Raw genomic sequence first — 17063 nt, 5'->3', positions numbered from 1 at the left:
ATGGCCAAGCGACCGCCAATGCCGACTCATACCATGCGCTCGCGGCTTGATGCGCCCGCGCTCGGCAGGTTGCACCCCTTTGCAACCGCACTCAAGATTGGATCGGCCGGCAGCTCTTGGCCGACAACGGTCAGAGGAGCAACAACACAGCCCCCGCGCTCCTGGGACAAGGCCGTCGTTGGGCTCAACTGGCTTGGTCAGCCCCGACTTAGGCAGCCGAGCGATGCACCTTTTTCGGTACGAGCGATCGATACTCGCCCCAAACAGGATCGACTTCGGCGGAGCTAGGCCGTTTCAGGGTTGCTGGTAATGCCAGGCGACGTCTCCTCGATCAAGGCTGGCAAGGTCAGCTCTAGCTCGATGCGGCGATTGGCCCAGATGCCACGCTCGCTGTCGTCGGCAGGTGCCACTTTCACTTGTGATTCTCCCCGCCCTTCATGCTCCAGGCGCGACGGAGCAATGCCGGCGCTGGTCAAGAAGGAGGAGACACGCTCGGCGCGTCTTTGGGAAAGCTTGAGATTCAAGGCGGCACTGCCTGGGCTGTCCGTGTAGGCGATGACCCGGACCCGAACGGCTTCATAGTCGCTCAGGATGCTCGCGATACTGGAGAGCGTTTCGCGCGCGCGCCTATTCAGTTGCTCGCTTCCCGCCGGAAAGAGGACGAAACGCCCGAGGTCGATGTTCATCTGGTTGGCGCCGCTGCTGCGAATGCGCTCGGAGAGATCGCTCAGCCGCTGCTCGAGTGCTTGTGTCGTCGAGGATGCGGAGAAGGTATTGGGCGGCTCTGCTGGGGTATTGGGAGCTTCGATTGCGGCGGACATGAGCGCCCTGCCTATCGATTGGAGGATTGCGGGCGTTTGGTCTGCGCTGACCTCGGCGCCGAGCTTCGCTGTGGCCGAGGGTCGCTGCGCGGCTTCAGGTCTTGGCTTGGAGGGCGGACCTGTGGCCGGGTCTTGGCTCGGGCCAGCTGATTCCGAGGTCGATTGCGAGACTGCTGGGTGGGGGCTGGAGTCGGCTTCGTCGACCGAAGCGCCAAGGCGGGCGGGAGCGAGGTCTTGGCTGGTGGCTGCGAGCCTGTCCGAGGCGGGGCTCGTCTCCTGCTGCAGCGAGCGGGCTAGGTCGCTGCGATCTGTCCCTGGCGGCAGCCTGCTTTCGGCGAGGGTCGCTGCCTGTTGCCTCGATTGTGCTGTCCTGCCGCGATTCTCTATGTCGCTCCGCCGATTCATGTCGAGGTCTGCCGGTGCTCCCCGAGCGATCGGCTCGGTCTCCTGTGTGGACGCGTCTGGCTGCTGGCGGTTCGCGTGATCGCCGCCACCTGGCGTCGGGCTGGAGTCGGCAGTCGCCGCCGTTGGCGCGTCTCTGTCGGGCACGGGCGACAGTGATGCTGTCGCTTCAGGTAGTTGCGATGCGTCACCGAGCTCACCCTTGACAACCTCCTGGCTCGCCGAGACGGCCACGTCGTCGGGTGGCCTGTCTTGGCTTCGCACGGCCCGCTCTTCTCCCGTTCTCGGTAGCGTGCCCATGATGATCCCGAGCGCAAGCAAGACAAGGATCAGGCCGGTCCCCATGATGCGTTGCCAGGCCAGCGGTCTTGGGTTGTCCGCATCTGCTTGGGTCGGCTCGCTTGCCGGGGTCAGGCTGACCGAGTGCGCCCCGTCGATGCCGGGATCGGTTGTCTCGATGACGCTTCTTTCTTTGGCTGACTCGGCGGTGGTCGCACCCATTGGCGCGGTCATCGGGCCGAGCGCGCCTGGCTGGGTCTCCAGGGCCTCTTTCGCGTGCTCGCTCTGGCGATCGAACTGGAATGACTCGGACTCTCTGGGGGCCTCGACGATCGGGGCTGCTCCAACGACCCAGCGGGCTGCGTGAGCCGCGTGAAGCGTTCTTTCTTGGCCGCTGCCCGCGCGTTGCTGCAGGGCCGGCTGCAGCTGCGCGGGCGGCTTGACACGAGTGGATGCGTCGATATGGACGACTCGGGTGGCCGAGAGCTTGGCTGAGGGCCTCGACGCGGGCGCGATCTGCCGCAACTGTGGCTGCGGAGCCGGCTCCCTCCCGTTCTGGGGAGCTTTCGTCGCGTCGATCGGCACTAGAAGGTAGGGCAGATGCGCGTCGATGAAGTCGCTCGCCAGAGCGGCGTCGATCCGCAGAGCGCCAGCGCCATAGCCATAGACGAGTGCGGTGTCGCAGATCAGATTGACCAGTCTGGGGAGCCCTTTGCTCGTCCGATGAACGACCGCACAGGCCTCCGGCGTGAAGACCAGGTCTTGAGATCCAGCCGCAAGAATGCGGTGATGAATATAGCCTTGCGTTTCCTCAGGACTCATTCCGCCGAGGTGAAATGAGGCGGCAATCCTTTGTGCGAACTGCTCTAGGCTTGGCTCACGCAAGAGATCACGCAGACCGGGCTGCCCCAGCAGCATGATCTGCATCACAAAGTCCTGATCGGCGTTGATATTTGACAGGAGCCGAAGCTGCTCGAGCTGCTCGGAGCTCAAATTCTGAGCTTCGTCGAGAATGAGCAAGACGCGTCTCCCCGCCGCGTACTCTTGAATTAGAAATGCGGTGAAATCAGCGAGTATCTCATGGGGGCTTCCGGCGCATTCCAGGCCGAAAGCCATGCTCACCCAATCCATCAGATTGCCGAAGGACTGATGCGTCTGGCGGATGAAGCCAACAGTGAAACTGTCATCGATCTCATGGAACAGGTAATGAGCGAGCGTGGTCTTTCCAGCGCCGATCTCGCCAGTCAGAACAATGAATCCGACCTGGTTCGACAAACCATATTCAAGCACCGTCAACGCCTGCTTGTGCTGCTCCGTCATGAACAGGAAGGCAGGCTCAGGCATCAGTGAAAAGGGTTTCTTGTCAAAGCCGTAGAATGACTCGTACATACTCGATGTCGCTATGATGAAACCGCCTGAGCCAGTCGGGCTCAGTGCTCGCTGGACTAAGCAAATTTGGAGATGCAATGGTGAGGCTCGCAGGCGAATCGCCTCGCTACGTGTACGGCGTATACAAACCCAACCCGGAAGCGCATGACCAGTGGGCGAATTTGTTTTTACCTCCCACCTAATCATATGACGCCGAGCTGTGTTTAACCTATGGGCACAAATACCTAGCCCTCTGGTGTGTGCGTCATTATTGATACTCCATTCGCGGAGATGGCGCCCAAGGCCGAGGTTGTCATCAGGCGACGCGGAGCTTCGAGTTCTTCGCGCGAGATCTGGGTATAAATACTGATCTCTTTGGCGTGTATATTTTCATCGATGCGCACAGGCGGAGCTGACCAAGCTGGATGCTGTCGTCATTCGGCCAGGAGCCTCGAGGTCTTGACTTCGGGGTCCTGGAATGAGGCGAAAGGGTCATCCGCGCTGCGCCGTGGCTTTCGGTCGAGCGGTCGCTGGATAGGGAGTAGGTGGCGCGTTACGATCTGTTCGTGTGCGAATCCCCGAGACTGCGGGTCGCTAGGTCCGCTGCTTGGTCCTTGGGCCACCACTACTCGGACGCGTTTTCGGCTCGGAGTCCTTATCGTGAGCAGGCCGGCGGCTGATGTGATGGATGTCGATGTCGTGACCTTCTCCCTGAAAGGGCGAGTCACGGTTCATACCGTCGGCTCGATCTGGGCGGAGGCGGCGCAGGCGCTGGCCCGCAACCCAGACCGTCCGATCGTCATCGATGCCTCACGGCTGGAGTACATCGACGCGACTGGGATCGCCCTGATCTACGATCTGCAGCGCGGGCGTCGGCCCGCGGGCGCCGAGGTCGAGATCCGTGGCCTGGATCCCAGCCTCGCGGCCTTGATCCCCAGCTATGATCCCGTCGAGCTCGAGGAGCCGGCACGCGGAGGACGGGGGCTCGGTGCCATCGAGCGGATCGGCCGGGCCACGCTGGCGCAGCTTTCCGCCGCGGCGCGGATGCTGACCTTTCTGGCGGACTGCGGAGTCGCGCTGCTGCAGGCCATCCCTCGGCGCGGCATCATTCGCTGGGGAGAGGTGCTGAGCGTTGCCGCGGAGGCTGGCGCCAATGCCGTTCCGATCGTGCTCCTCATCGGCTTCCTGATGGGGGTAATCATCGCCTTCGAGATCGGGCTGGTGGCGCAGCAGTTCGGTGCCGTCATCTTCGTGGTCGACGGCGTGGGGGTCGCCGTGCTGCGGGAGCTGGGCGCGCTCATGACGGCGATCGTCTTCGCCGGTCGCACGGGCGCGGCCTTCGCGGCGCAGATCGGTACGCAGAAGGTCAACGAGGAGGTGAGCGCCATTGTGACCTTCGGGCTCGACCCATTGCGGTTTCTCGTGCTGCCAAGGCTCATCGCCGCCGTCTTGGTCGTCCCCTTGCTGACGGTGCTCGCCGACGTGGTGGGCATCTTTGGTGGCGCCTTGGTGCTGGCGGGCTTCAATATCGGTTTCGTGCAGTTCTATAACCACTTGCTCGGTGCCGTCGGGATCGAGGATTTTCTCGTCGGCTTGGCCAAGGCGGCGATCTTCGGGCTCGCGATTGCCGCCATCGGCTGTCAGCGGGGGCTGGCGACGGGGGCGGGCGCGACCTCGGTGGGGCTCTCGGCGACCAGCGCCGTGGTGACCAGCATCGTCTGGATCGTCGTGCTCGACGGCCTCTTCACCGTGCTGATCAGCAGCTGAGACGGGTAGGCGCATGGACGGGGATGAGGCTACCGCCAATGCACCGACGACGCCGGCCGTCAGCGTCCGCGACCTCAAGATCGGTTATGGCAGCCGGGTCTTGCTGGAAGGGGCGTCATTCGACGTGTGGCGCGGCGAGATCCTGGTGATCCTGGGCGGATCCGGGTGCGGTAAGTCGAGCCTGATGAAGAATATGATCGGGCTCTACCAGCCCATGGCGGGCGACGTCCTCATCGCCGGGGAAAGCATCGTTCGTGCAGGATCGACGCAGAGGGCGCGTCTGCAGCGTGGTCTTGGGGTCATGTATCAGGCCGGCGCCTTGTTCGGCTCGTTGACGGTGCTGGAGAACGTGCGCTTCCCCCTCGACGAGTTTACCGATATCGGTCTGGAGCAGAAGAATCTGATCGCCCGCATGCTGCTGCATCAGGTCGAGATGGCGGATGCGCAATCGCTCATGCCGGCGGAGCTCTCGGGCGGGATGCTCAAGCGCGCGGGTATCGCCAGGGCGATGGCGCTCGGCGCGGAGATTCTCATGCTCGACGAGCCCTCCGCGGGGCTGGATCCCATCACCGCCGCCAATCTGGATCGCACCATCCTGGGCCTGCGCGACAGCCTCGGGCTAACCTTCGTCGTCGTGACACATGAACTGCAGAGTATCCTCGAGATCGCCGACCGCGCCGTGATGCTGGACGCCGACGCGCGCCGCATCATCGCCGAGGGTGTGCCGTCCGAGCTGCGCGACCGCAGCGGGGACGAGCGGGTGCGGCAGTTCTTCAACCGCAGGCCGGATGCGCCCGCGATTTCCCGAGGGAGCTAGGCATGGACGAGGGCAAGGGACTCTTCCGGCTCGGACTCTTCGTCATCCTGTCGCTCGTCACGCTGATGGCCATCCTCTTCGTCCTCGGCGGCCGCTCGCTGTTTCAGCCGAGCTTCGTCTTCGAAACCTATTTCGACGGCTCCGTGGCCGGGCTGGAGATCGGGGCGCCCGTGCAGTTTCGCGGCGTTCCCCTGGGGCAGGTCTCGGCCATCGCGGGCTCAGGTGCCATCTATGAGCAGGATGTCCCGGTGGACCAGCGCAAGGGCTACATCGTGGTCGAGGCCAAGGTCTCGGGCGATCCGGGCCAGGTCGAGCAGTGGCACGAGGAGCTGGATGCCTATATCAAGCGCGGTCTGCGCGCCCAGACCCAGCTCGCCGGCGTGACGGGCCAACAGTATCTCTCGCTCGACTTCTTCGCGCCGGCGAAGCATCCGCCGCTGGAGATCGCTTGGACGCCCAGGCATCCCTATGTGCCCTCGGCGCCGAGCATTGCCGGGCAGATCATCGGCAAGCTCCAGAAGCTCATGGCCAGCCTGGACGAGACGGATATCCAGGCCTTGGGCGAGAATCTGAACGTCCTGGTGGCGACGCTCAATACCAAGCTCGCCGAGCTGCCGGTGAGCACTCTTTCGGCCGATATCGCGGCGGTCTTGCAGGAGGCGCGCACGACCCTGGCCCGCCTGGACGGCGCACTGGCGGAGGCGCCGGTGGATGCGGCGGTGCGCAACATCGCGTCCGCCGCCTCTAGGCTCGATGCGCTCCTCGCCGCCCCGGGGATCGAGCAGACGGTGGCGAATTCGGCCGCCCTGAGCGGGCGCTTGCGGGACTTGGCGGAGTCCGGGAGCATCGAGCGTGTCGTCAAGGATCTGGACCGCGCCATTCAGCGGATCGACGCCCTGGTCGGCGACAATCAGTACGACGTCCGGGTCATGGTTCGAGATCTGCGCGCGACGGCCGACAACCTCCGCGCGCTTTCCGAGAGCGTGAAGCGTCATCCAAGTGGTTTCATCTTTGGCGGTCCACCGGAGAAGGTCGAGCTTCCATGGAGCGATTAGGAATGGCGCGCGCCTGGCGGCGCTGGCTTCTCGTCTCGGGCTTGGCCGCGCTGCTTGGCGGCTGCGCGATCGGCAAGCCCACCCCCCAAGCCACCACCTATGTGATGGAGCCGCCTGCGCCTGCACGCGCCGGCATGCCCCGCCCGCGGACGCTGCGCGTCGGCAAGGTGCGCGTCGCCCCCGCCTTCGCAGGCAGGGAGCTGGTCTTCCGGCTGGACGACGTGCGCTATGTCGCCGATTTCTACCATGCCTTCATGGCGGAGCCGGGAGACATGATCGGCGTCGCCATGGCCCAGTGGCTCGGCGCCGCGGGGCTCTTCGAGGCCGTGATGCAGCCGGACAGCGGGACGCGCGCCGAGGATGTGCTCGAGGCGACCATCACCAAGCTCTACGGTGATTTCCGGCCGGGCCGCGCGCCCGCTGCCGTCATGGAGATCCAGTTTGCGCTCATCGATCTCACAGGTGTCAGCACGCGGGTGAGCTGGCAGCGGACCATCGGTCGGCGCCTCGACTTGCCGGAGGCGTCCCCCGAGGCGCTGGCCCGGGGCTATGGTCAGGCGTTGGGCGAGATTCTGGGGGAGCTGGCCGGAGACCTGCGCGGTGCCGGCTGACCTGCCGGATGTCGCACAACGGTCGTGGCCTAGGTCGTTCAGTCCGCATCGGCTCAGCCCGGCATCCGTCCCTCCAGGCTGAAGCTCGACCCCGATTCCCCTTCTTCTCCCAAGGGCTCGACGCGGCGATGGACGAGCCAGCGGCGGCCGCTCAGCCGCCAGGCGGTGATGGACTCGCTGTAGGCGAGTGCCTGATAGAGGTCCTCGTCGTCGTCCGAGCGGACGTCCATCTGGCGATCGTCGTGGGTGTAGAAGCACGAGTTGCCACGGCTGCCGTAGCCCAGGACGCGTCGTGCCGCGATCTCTTGCTCATGATCCTAAAGAGAGCTGCCAGCCACCAGCAGCCAGCTTAAAGCTTTGTCTTGGCGCTGCTTTCAGGTCTTCGCTGAGTCACCCAACGGGTGAGCGGCTGGTCGGCCAGAAAATCCGGCAACGGTATGACGTTCCTCCGCTGGCGGCTGGGAGCTGGAAGCTGACTGCTCTAGTTAGGCTGATGGACAGGGAAGGCGCGCGGCATGACGACGTGGCGCCGCCACTCCGTGGGGAGCAGCGACGACCAGCTCGGGAGGCAGCTGTCTAGCGGGCTTCGACGGGTCCGTTCGGGCTCGTGGCCGGAGAGGCATCTCGCGCTCGCCATCGCAGTCTCTCCGGTTAGACAGTGCAGTCAGCCGCCAGCGATCGGCTTCCAGCGGCTGCTCTGCAGAGGTTTTCGCTGATTGACGTCCCGGCCCAGTGGGTGAGCACGGGGGGCCGTGGCGAGCCGGCAGACTGATGCCGAAAAGCGGGCCGCTGGCGGCTGGCCAGCAGCATTTCAGCTGAAGAAGCGCACCTGGACATCGCGGGGCGGGGCCAGGTGAGGCGCCGTGGTCACCAGGAGCTTGGCGCCCGCGCGCGCGTAGTCTTCCGCGTTCTTGGCGTTGACGCCCCCGGCCGCGGCGACGATGGCGCTCGAGCCGCGCGCCGCGAGTGCCTTGGCGACCTCGGCGACGGCCTTTGGCGAGAACTTCTCGAGCTGCAGCACATCGGCCTCGGCCCAGGCGAGCGCTTCGTCGGGCGTGGCGACCTCGACGACCACGCGCTTCTCCGGGCACTGGCGCCGCAGCCGCGCGACGGTCTGTGCGGGCGTCTCGTCGCCGATGAACTGGCGGTGCTCGGCGAACACCAGCAGGGTCTCGGACAGCCCGTTGCGGTGCATGATGGCGCCGCCGGCCTTGAAGGCCTTGACGGCGAGCCGCCGCGTGCCCGGGACGTTCTTACGGGTGCCGGCGACCATGGCGTCCGGGCTGCCGCGCCGCGCCGCCGTGACGATCTCGGCGGCGCGGCTGGAGATCCCCGAGCACCACTCGATCAGGGTCTGCGCGGCCTTCCAGCCCTGATGCAGGGCGCTGGCGCTGCCGCTCGCCTCGAGCAGCAGGGTCTCGGGCGTGGCATCCGCGCCGGATGCCAGGCGTGCCTCGGCCTCGGCGCCGCAGAGCTGGAACATGCGCACGGCCTCCTCGATACCACAGGCGACCATGGGGTCACGGGCGAAGAAGCGGATCTGACCGAGCTTGGCGCCGATGCCGAGCGACTCTGTCGTCAGGTCGCCAAAGGGGACATCTTCGCTCAGCAATGCGTGCAGCTCTTGGTCGCTCAGAACGGGCGGGGTCATCATGGGGCGTGGTCTCTCTTCAAGCCTGTCGAGGGTTCGGATTGGTCAAGTTTGGCGTGACTGTGCGCTCGCGCAATGGGATTACGCATTCGGGCGGGATCGCGAGCCGGTAGCTCAGGGCATGGTCGCTGCCCATGTCGGTCACGCGGGCGACCTCGACGGGCAGCCCTTGTCCGGTGGTCGGCGTCGGTCCGTCCGGGAGGATGGCGACGACCTCAGGGTGCCGCAGCAAGGGGGCGATGCCGGCCGCGACCTTTCCCCAAGCGTCGCGGGCGGCGTCCCGATCCCAGGTGCGGGCCGATAGGGTGCTCGGCCAGCCGAGCAGGCGCGCCAACTCGGCGTCGCCGTGCCGGGTCCGACTCAGGCGCGGTGTCTTGAGCCTGGCGAGCAGGCGCAGCAAGGTTTTCTTGCCGCAGCCTGAGTGGCCGAGCAGTGCGGTGATCCCATCTGCGGGGACGGTGAGATCGAGGTCCAGGCTGAAGCCCGTGCTTCTGAAGCCGAGGTTTGCTTGCAAGTCCGGCATCAGAGGCGCCCCAGTCTGCGCAGCAGGAAGATGAGGCTCAAGGAGACCAGCCCCAGGAGAACGGGCGGCCTCGATCAGGTCCCGGGCGCTGCCCTCGATGGCGGACTGGATGGGCTCGAGCGCCAGCGGCAGCCCGGCTACGAAGGAGGCGAGCACGAGCGCCTGAAAGGAGAACACCAGGTCCCAGTCCGGCGTCTGGTGCAGCCAGCCCCCGATGATGCCATGACGCCCGAAGGCCATCAGCAGGAAGAAGCCGATGGCGATGGGCGGGAAGACCAGTGGCGGCGAGATGACGCCATCCAGCACTCCCCTGAGCCGGATCGGCTGACTCAGGAGGTAGCCCAGCGCGATTCCGAAGACCAGAAAGAGCAGCAGCACCACGCCCGTGACCTGCAGGCTCAGCGTGAGCGAGGCGGGTGCCAGGCGATCAGCCTGGTCATCAGAGTCCGTACTTCGCGAAGATGGCCTTGGCCTGGTCGCTGCCCCGGAAGTCGGCTGCTCCTGTCTCGGCGTGCTCTCGGGTGATTTCCTGAAATGACCCTGCCCAGAACAGCGCCTCCAGTCGGATGGGCAAAGCCCCTGGCACGCCGGCGCGCATGGGGAAGACGTGTGTGGGGCGTGCCCACCCAGGTCGCTCAGGCGCCTGGACGATGGGCACGCTGCGCTTTGCCCATCTACGGGGAATCTGTTTCCCGGAAATCACCTCGGCGTCGGGGACGGGTGGCGGCTCGCGCCCTTTCGCATCCCCAGTGTCGCGGCCCTGTCGCGACGTGATCCTTGTGTTGGCTTCAGGGCAGCCCAGTCTTCTTCAGGCGGAATGCTCTGCATGAGGGCTTTCTCTCGCCCGAGCTCTCAAGCGTGCTCGGCGCTGTCTGTCCCTTGGCCTCGGGCCTCGCGCCTGGCAATCCGAGCCCCGCTGTCTATCTTCATGCAGACACGCCTTGAGTGAAGCCCTCAACTGTTGTTACGTCCCGCGCTGCCGGGCTGGACTGGATCCGCTCGGGTGGGCTCGAGCGATGCGGGGCAGAGACGTAAGCGGAATCGAAGGAAGGGAGGGGGTAAGTGCTGAAGAATCTGAGTATCGGCCGACGCGTCTTGATCGGCTCCGGCCTGGTCATTGTGCTGACCATCGGTTTGATCTTGCCGATCGCACTGTCGAAGCTGGCCGCGATCTCGGACCGCGCCGAGCTGCGCGAGCTGGAAGATCACTATGATGCGCTGACGAGTGCGATTGCGAGCAAGGGCGAGGAGGCCCAGGCGCTGAGCGCCGCGATCGCGCAGATTCCGGAGATCCAGCAGGCGTTCGCGCAAGACGACCGCGAGCGCCTGAAGGCGATGACCCGGCCGATCTTCGACTACATTCGCAATAAGATCGAGCGCGTTCAGACCGGCTCGGCAACGGTCGTTCAGGCCATCGGTAAGAGCGAGGAGCGCGCGGGTGAAAGTATCGAGCACGCACGCCGGGCGAGCGAGTCCTTCAAGAGCATCAGCCGGTCCGTGACCGCGGTCAACGACATGAACACCCAGATCGCCAGCGCCGCGGAGGAGCAGTCCGCAGTGGCCGAGGAGATCAACCGGAACGTCCATGCCATCACTGAGGCCGTGCACCAGACCGCGTCCGGCTCCGAGCACCTCGCCCAGGCCAGCGAGGAGCTGGCGCGATTGGCTGCGGACATTCAGCTGCAGATCGGCCATTGTAAAGTCTGAGGCCCTGGGTCGCTTCGCCTCGGGGGCTGGGCTTCGCCACCGAGGCTTCGCTAGACTTCGCGCACCCGAAGGATGCAACGAGGACGGCGGATGGCAGGGCTACTCGAGAAGGCGAAGCCTGCGCGATTGGCGACCAGGCTCAAGCGGCCCGTGCTCAGCAATCGCGGGCGCTGCCCGGCGTGTCGGCGGGAGGTCACCTTCGTGTCGCGGGAAGCCTGGCTGCGCAACCACTATCTCTGCCCGAGCTGCGGCAGTCTGCCACGCGAGCGGGCGCTCATGTCGGTCCTGGCGGCCTACCATCCTAGCTGGCGCGATCTGGTCATCCACGAATCCTCTCCGGAGCCGCGCGGGGCGAGCCAGTGCCTCGCGACGGAGTGCGGCCAGTACATCCCCTCGCACTAGTTTCCGGGCGAGACGCCTGGCTCCCGGGTGCGCGGTGTCCGCTGCGAGAACCTCGAATCTCTGACCTTCGCGGATGAGAGCGTCGACCTTCACGTCACCCAGGACGTGCTCGAGCACGTCTTCCATCCGGCGCTGGCGTTCCGGGAGATCGCCCGCACGCTGCGCCCGGGAGGCGCCCACATCTTTACGGTCCCCTTGGTCAACAAGACGGCGCCCTCGCGGCGGCGCGCGCGCCTGTTGGAGGATGGCCGTGTCGAGCACCTGGAGCCGCCCATCTACCACGGCAATCCCATCAGCGAGGATGGGCCCTGGTCACCGTGGACTGGGGCATGGATATCTGCCGACACATCTTCGATACCAGTGGACGCTTCACCCAGGTGGTCCAGATCGACGACCTGGATCGCGGCATCCGTGCCCGATACATCGAGGTCCTGATTAGCTTCAAGTTTGCCGAATCGGCCGCGGATGACGGATTGCTCTGAGTGGTCGGGCTCCGGGCGCGCACCTCCTCAAGGCGGCCCTCTGGCATCCACGAAGCGGGCTCGCTGTCATAAAGTGGTCAAATCCTGCGCGATTTGACAGCAGTGCAAGCCAGGCGCGCCTTTGCGACCTTCGTTCAGAGTTTATCCACAGAATTAGTCACAGGAAATGTGCATAAACTCAGTGTGCGAATTGCGACCACAGTGGGCTTGTGCACGTCAAGGGATGCGTGACACTGCTCCTGGCTTCGTGTATTTAAGCATCTGTTTCTTAATGAATTTAATCCTTTGTGCCCATGGGTTTCCGCTCGTTGGCGGGGCCGTTGGAGGGTGCGTCGCGAACGGCGGCTTGACAAATCTGACACGCCGTCTCGTCTGTACAGCTGGAGATGTGCACAGGCTCGGGGATGGCTTCGAAATCAGGTGTCAAGCACTTGACAGTGCGGGAAAATACCTAATTGGGCGAGGGTGCGGAGAGTGTTTCGCCGATGCTCGCGCGGATGGGGGACGATCGTCCGATGCGCTATGAGGCCGAGACGCTGAGGGTCGCGATCCCCAGCTCTCGCGCCAAGAGGGCGCGCTTGCGCTCAACGCCCCAGCGATAGCCGGAGTGCCGGCCATCCGCCCGCACGACCCGGTGACAGGGCACGGCGATCGCCAGGAGGTTGGAGGCGCAGGCTTGGGCGACGGCACGTGCCGACCTTGGCGCGCCGATGCGCTCGGCGACCTGTGCGTAGCTCAGGGTCTCACCCGGCGGGATCTGCTGCAGGGCTGCCCAAACGCGCCGCTGAAATGGCGTGCCTTGGATGTCGAGCGGCTGCTCGAGCCTAGTGCCGGGGCGCTCGATCAGCGCGCGGGTCTGTTGCAGGTGCTCGGCGCATCGCTCATGGGCGGGGATCAGCCGGATGCCTGGAAAGGTGCGACGCAGCTCGAGCCTGAGGCGACTTTGGTCATCGCCGAGAAAGATGGCGCAGATGCCTGGCGGGCGGGTAGCCACCAAGACCTGCCCAAGTGGACAGTCACCTATCCCGAACTGGATCTTTGATGTGCCGCTGGCCGGACGGTCGTCTTGAGCGCTCATCTCCAGTAGACCTCGCTTGGGTCGGCCGCTGGCTTCGTGGGAGCTACGCCCCGCCGCGACTGGGGTGCTCGGCGCGGGCCGCGTCGCGCCGGGGTGGCGCTCCCGCGCGATCTCTGCTGCGGCTGTGTCAGCCGGTCGCGGCTGTCAGTCGTACTTCTCGTCCTTCCAGCGGCGTAAGGCCGTGAAGACCTCGCTCGCGGTGGAGAGTCCGCGGCCGGTGTAGGCCTCCGCAGCCGCGATCACGCTCGGCTCGCGCGTGCGCAGGAAGGGATTGGTGCCGAGCTCGAGGTCGAGCCCGGACGGGACCGTCGGCTCACCCTGCTCGCGCAGCTGCTGCGCCGTCTCGATGCGTGCGGACAAGGCGGCGCTCTGGGGCTCGACCCATGCGGCGAAGCCGAGGTTCGCCAGGGTGTACTCGTGCGCGCAGTAGCAGAGCGTCGAGCCGGGCAGGGCGCCGATGCGCTCGAGCGAGTGCGCGAGCTGCTCGAAGGTGCCGTCGAAGACGCGGCCGCAGCCGGCGGCGAAGAGGGTGTCGCCGCAGAAGAGCCGGCCATCTCCGAGAAAGGCGATATGGCTCGAGGTGTGTCCCGGGACCTCCATGACCCCCAGCCGGGTGTCGAGGCCCGCGGGCTGAAAGGTCTCGCCTTCGCCGACGGGATCGGTGAGCCCGCGGATGCGCCTGTCCCTCGGGCCGTAGCTCCGAACGCCCGGGTAGGCGGCCATCAGCTCCTCGATGCCGCCGGTGTGGTCCTGGTGGTGGTGTGTGACGAGGATGGCCGTGAGCCTGAGGCCGGTCTCGCGCAGTCGCGCGAGCACCGGGTCGGCATCGCCCGGGTCGACGACGGCGGCAGCTCCCTTGCTTTCGCTCAGGAGCCAGATGTAGTTATCGGAGAAGGCGGGGATGGGCTGGACGTCCAGCATGGCTCGATCTCTCTCCGTGACCGCCCGCGCCTGGGCATGGGCGGTGCTGCTGAGTTGGCGTGAAACGACAGCTCGGCGCGGTGCCTCAGACGCCGAGGCTTTGCCGGTGCGTTGGCTCGGCGTCGTCCGCGCCGCTGCTCTCGCCCAAGCGGCCTAGCTCCGCGCGGACGCTGGCAAGGATGCCGGCGGGGTCGAGTCCGACGGCCGCGAGCTGCTCGGCGTGCTCGGCATGATCGATGTAGCGATCGGGCAGCCCGAGGTGGAGACAGCGGATGGCAATGCCTTGCGTCGCCAGGGTCTCGGCAACAGCGCTGCCGGCACCGCCGGCGATTGCGTTCTCCTCGACGGTCACCAGGACCTCATGGGTCAGTGCCAGCTCCTTGATCAAGGCCTCGTCGAGCGGCTTGACGAAGCGCATGTTGGCGACGGTCGCGTCCAGCTCCTCGCCGACCTTCAACGCGGGCGGAACCATGCTGCCGAAGGCCAGTAGGGCGACGCGGCGGCCTTGGCGCAGCAGCTCGCCCTTGCCGATCGGCAGCGCGGGCGCGTGCGGGTCGATCTGGACACCTGGGCCGGTGCCGCGCGGGTAGCGCACCATCGCCGGGCCTGGGTGCTCGTAGGCCGTCTTGAGCATCTGGCGGCATTCGTTCTCGTTCGACGGCGCCAGGATCACGAGATTCGGGATCGGGCGGCTGAAGCTGAGGTCGAAGCTGCCGGCGTGGGTGGCGCCATCGGCGCCGACGAGTCCGCCGCGGTCGACGGCGAGGGTGACGTCGAGGTTCTGCAGCGCGACGTCGTGGATGAGCTGGTCGTACGCACGCTGGAGGAAGCTGGAGTAGATGGCGACCACAGGCTTGAGGCCTTCGCAGGCGATGCCCGCGGCCAGGGTGACCGCGTGCTGCTCGGCGATGCCGACGTCGAAGAAGCGGTCCGGGAAGCGCTTGGAGAAGGCGGTGAGTCCGGAGCCCTCGCACATGGCCGGGGTGATGCCGATGAGGCGGTCGTCTTCCGCCGCGGCGTCGCACAGCCATCCGCCGAACACCTGCGTGTAGCTCGGGCCCTTGCTCTTGCCCTTGCGCAGCTCGCCCGTGTGGCGGTCGAAGGGCGTGACGCCGTGGTAGGTCACGGGCTGTCCCTCGGCGGGCTCGAAGCCGCGTCCCTTCTTGGTGACGACGTGCAGCAGGCGTTGGCCCGGCATGTCCTTGATGTTGCGCAGGGTGCGCAGGAGCCCGTCGATATCGTGGCCGTCGACCGGGCCGATGTAGTTGAAGCCGAGCTCTTCGAACAGTGTGCTGGGCATGACCATGCCCTTCATGTGCTCTTCCCAGCGTCCGACCAGATGCCGCAGGTTGGGCATGCCGCGCAGTGCGGTCTTACTGCCTTCGCGCATGGTCGTATAGATCTTGCCGGAGAGCAGGCGGGCAAGGTGGTTGCTGATGGCACCGACGGGCGGTGAGATGGACATCTCGTTGTCGTTGAGAATGACGACCAGGTCGATATCCATGGAGCCGGCATGATTCAGCGCCTCGAAGGCCATGCCCGCGCCGAGCGCACCGTCGCCGATGACGGCGATGACCGTGCGCCGCTCGCCGCGCTGCTGGGCCGCCAGCGCCATGCCGAGCGCGGCGCCGATGGAGGTGCTGGAGTGGCCGACGCCGAAAGTGTCGTACTCGCTTTCGCTGCGCTTGGGAAAACCCGAGACGCCATGCTTCTGGCGCAGGGTGCACATGCGGTCGCGGCGCCCGGTCAGGATTTTGTGCGGGTAGGCCTGATGGCCGACGTCCCAGACGATGCGATCGTAGGGCGTGTCGAAGATGTAGTGCAGGCCGATCGTCAGCTCGACGACGCCGAGCCCTGCAGCGAGATGGCCGCCGGTCTGGGATACGCACTCGATCAGAAAGCTCCGCAGCTCGCTGGCGACCTCCGGGAGCTGATTTTGCGACAAGGCGCGCAGCTCGGCCGGGTCGTCGATGCCGTCGAGGAGTGGGCGGCGGTGCAGGGAGGCACCTGAATCGCTGTGGGGGCGGTGTGGCATGATGGGCAAAGCGGGTAGCGTCATGGCAAGCGCTGTAGTTTAGTCGAAACCGGTGGCCAGTGTCTGGAGTAATCGCAACCGCTCGGGACGGTCGCCGCAGGCAAGGGTCATCCCGGCGCGGCGCCCGCGGCCAAGCGTGGGGAGCGCTGGCCTAGACGGCGGCGATGGGGGCGGCGATCTTGGCGGCCTCGGCCCGCACGAAGTCGCGGAAGGCACTCGCCGCTGGGGAGAGTCGCTTGCCGCGCCTGTAGACCAGGTACCACTGGCGGCGGTCCGGGAAGCCCTGCACGTTCAGGATCACCAGGCGTCGCGTCTCAAGCTCGAGCTCGATGGTATGCAGCGAGACCACGCTGAGACCGAGACCGGACCGCACCGCCTGTTTCACCGCCTCGTTGCGGGTCATCTGCATGCCGTGGCGGATCTCGATGCCACGCTCGGCGAAGAAGCGCTGCATGGCCTTGCGCGTGCCCGAGCCTTCCTCGCGCATCACGAAGACCTCTTCTGAAAGGCGCTCGGTCGGGATGTCGCGCGCGCTCGCCAAAGGGTGATCGGGCGGTGCGACCACGACGAGCGGATTGTCCATGAAGGCCTCGGCCTCGACGTCGACGTTCTTCGGCGGGACCCCCATGAGCACCAGGTCGACCGAGTTGCTGTCGAGCATCTGCACCAGCATCTCGCGATTGGTGACGTCCAGGCGCAGCGCGATGCCTGGGTAGCGCTTCTGAAAGACGGCCAAGAGACGCGGGGCGAAGTAGTTCACCGTGCTCGCGACGGCCAGGCGCAGGCTGCCGCGGTTGATGCCCTTCAGCGACTCCATGACCTCTTCCATCTCGATCAGCGAGTGGGTGATGGCGCGGCTGTAATGATAGAGCTCGTGTCCGGCCTCGGTGGGCACGACCCGCTTGCCGAGCCGCTCGAACAGCGGTAAGCCGATCTCGTCCTCTAGCTGCTTGACCTGCATGGAGACGGCGGGCTGGCTGAGATGAAGCTCCTCGGCCGCGCGCGTGTAGCTATTGTTTTGGGCGACCGCCTCGAAGACCCGAAGCTGGCGCAGTGAGATGTGCATGGCTGTTCCGCAATATCTTGGCTCGAGCTGTCAGCCGATCGAACCCATTTACCATAAGCTATGAATTATATTTCTCAT

The 17063-nt window shown here is 65.8% G+C and carries 16 protein-coding genes and 1 pseudogene; 8 read left to right on the top strand and 9 right to left on the bottom strand.

What is annotated here, in order from left to right:
• Positions 1 to 284: 284 nt before the first annotated feature.
• Positions 285 to 2891 (bottom strand): AAA family ATPase, encoded by a 2607-nt coding sequence (locus G3446_RS18210; RefSeq protein ID WP_164454257.1) that lies wholly within the window; start codon positions 2889 to 2891, stop codon positions 285 to 287.
• 639 nt (positions 2892 to 3530) lie between these two features.
• Between G3446_RS18210 and G3446_RS18205 the strand changes: the two genes are divergently transcribed.
• The 4 genes from G3446_RS18205 to G3446_RS18190 are packed head-to-tail and all read left to right on the top strand — an operon-like array spanning position 3531 to position 7120.
• The gene (locus G3446_RS18205) at positions 3531 to 4637 is read left to right on the top strand and encodes an ABC transporter permease (protein ID WP_342450155.1); all 1107 of its coding nucleotides are present in this window, start codon (positions 3531 to 3533) and stop codon (positions 4635 to 4637) included.
• Positions 4638 to 4650: 13 nt separating this feature from the next.
• On the top strand, positions 4651 to 5454 hold the full coding sequence (locus tag G3446_RS18200) for an ABC transporter ATP-binding protein (protein WP_164454256.1): 804 nt from the start codon (positions 4651 to 4653) through the stop codon (positions 5452 to 5454).
• A 2-nt stretch (positions 5455 to 5456) separates the two neighbouring features.
• A complete protein-coding gene (locus tag G3446_RS18195) occupies positions 5457 to 6509 on the top strand; it encodes an MlaD family protein (RefSeq protein WP_164454255.1) in 1053 nt (350 codons plus the stop codon).
• Positions 6497 to 7120, top strand: a complete 624-nt coding sequence (locus G3446_RS18190; RefSeq protein ID WP_164454254.1) for an ABC-type transport auxiliary lipoprotein family protein — start codon at positions 6497 to 6499, stop codon at positions 7118 to 7120. Before G3446_RS18195 ends, G3446_RS18190 begins: the two co-directional genes overlap by 13 nt.
• A gap of 53 nt (positions 7121 to 7173) precedes the next feature.
• Here the strand turns inward: G3446_RS18190 and G3446_RS18185 are convergent, their stop codons facing one another.
• From G3446_RS18185 to G3446_RS18170, 4 genes are all read right to left on the bottom strand, one after another.
• The gene (locus G3446_RS18185; protein WP_164454253.1) at positions 7174 to 7350 is read right to left on the bottom strand and encodes a hypothetical protein; all 177 of its coding nucleotides are present in this window, start codon (positions 7348 to 7350) and stop codon (positions 7174 to 7176) included.
• Positions 7351 to 7931: 581 nt separating this feature from the next.
• Entirely contained in the window at positions 7932 to 8774 is an 843-nt protein-coding gene (modD, locus tag G3446_RS18180; protein WP_164454252.1) for a ModD protein, read from the bottom strand.
• Positions 8775 to 8790: 16 nt separating this feature from the next.
• Positions 8791 to 9675 carry an ABC transporter permease subunit gene (locus tag G3446_RS28160; protein WP_342450154.1) on the bottom strand — a complete coding sequence of 295 codons (885 nt, stop codon included), beginning with the start codon at positions 9673 to 9675 and terminating at the stop codon, positions 8791 to 8793.
• 58 nt (positions 9676 to 9733) lie between these two features.
• Positions 9734 to 9952: a hypothetical protein gene (locus G3446_RS18170; protein ID WP_164454251.1), complete on the bottom strand. Its 219-nt coding sequence runs from the start codon at positions 9950 to 9952 to the stop codon at positions 9734 to 9736.
• 404 nt (positions 9953 to 10356) lie between these two features.
• Here G3446_RS18170 and G3446_RS27680 point away from each other — a divergent pair, with 404 nt between their 5' ends.
• The 4 genes and pseudogenes from G3446_RS27680 (at position 10357) to G3446_RS28155 (ending at position 11885) form a co-directional block, all read left to right on the top strand.
• Positions 10357 to 11001, top strand: coding sequence for a cache domain-containing protein (locus G3446_RS27680; RefSeq protein WP_209262502.1), 645 nt, complete (start codon positions 10357 to 10359; stop codon positions 10999 to 11001).
• Positions 11002 to 11091: 90 nt separating this feature from the next.
• Positions 11092 to 11403, top strand: a complete 312-nt coding sequence (locus tag G3446_RS27675) for a hypothetical protein (protein WP_209262501.1) — start codon at positions 11092 to 11094, stop codon at positions 11401 to 11403.
• 27 nt (positions 11404 to 11430) lie between these two features.
• A pseudogene (locus G3446_RS29220) lies at positions 11431 to 11577 on the top strand (methyltransferase domain-containing protein); the annotation flags it as partial.
• Positions 11578 to 11732: 155 nt separating this feature from the next.
• On the top strand, positions 11733 to 11885 hold the full coding sequence (locus G3446_RS28155; RefSeq protein ID WP_245232584.1) for a hypothetical protein: 153 nt from the start codon (positions 11733 to 11735) through the stop codon (positions 11883 to 11885).
• A gap of 520 nt (positions 11886 to 12405) precedes the next feature.
• Here the strand turns inward: G3446_RS28155 and G3446_RS18155 are convergent.
• The 4 genes from G3446_RS18155 to G3446_RS18140 form a co-directional block, all read right to left on the bottom strand.
• Positions 12406 to 12963, bottom strand: coding sequence for a methylated-DNA--[protein]-cysteine S-methyltransferase (locus G3446_RS18155; RefSeq protein ID WP_164454250.1), 558 nt, complete (start codon positions 12961 to 12963; stop codon positions 12406 to 12408).
• 144 nt (positions 12964 to 13107) lie between these two features.
• A complete protein-coding gene (gene gloB / locus G3446_RS18150; protein ID WP_164454249.1) occupies positions 13108 to 13884 on the bottom strand; it encodes a hydroxyacylglutathione hydrolase in 777 nt (258 codons plus the stop codon).
• 85 nt (positions 13885 to 13969) lie between these two features.
• On the bottom strand, positions 13970 to 15919 hold the full coding sequence (dxs, locus tag G3446_RS18145) for a 1-deoxy-D-xylulose-5-phosphate synthase (RefSeq protein ID WP_164454259.1): 1950 nt from the start codon (positions 15917 to 15919) through the stop codon (positions 13970 to 13972).
• 151 nt (positions 15920 to 16070) lie between these two features.
• Entirely contained in the window at positions 16071 to 16985 is a 915-nt protein-coding gene (locus tag G3446_RS18140) for a LysR family transcriptional regulator (RefSeq protein WP_164454248.1), read from the bottom strand.
• Between the last annotated feature and the right edge of the window lie 78 nt (positions 16986 to 17063).

The sequence above is a fragment of the Thiorhodococcus minor genome (assembly GCF_010820565.1).
Lineage (GTDB): Bacteria > Pseudomonadota > Gammaproteobacteria > Chromatiales > Chromatiaceae > Thiorhodococcus > Thiorhodococcus minor.
This window is presented reverse-complemented; position numbering and strand designations above follow the sequence as displayed.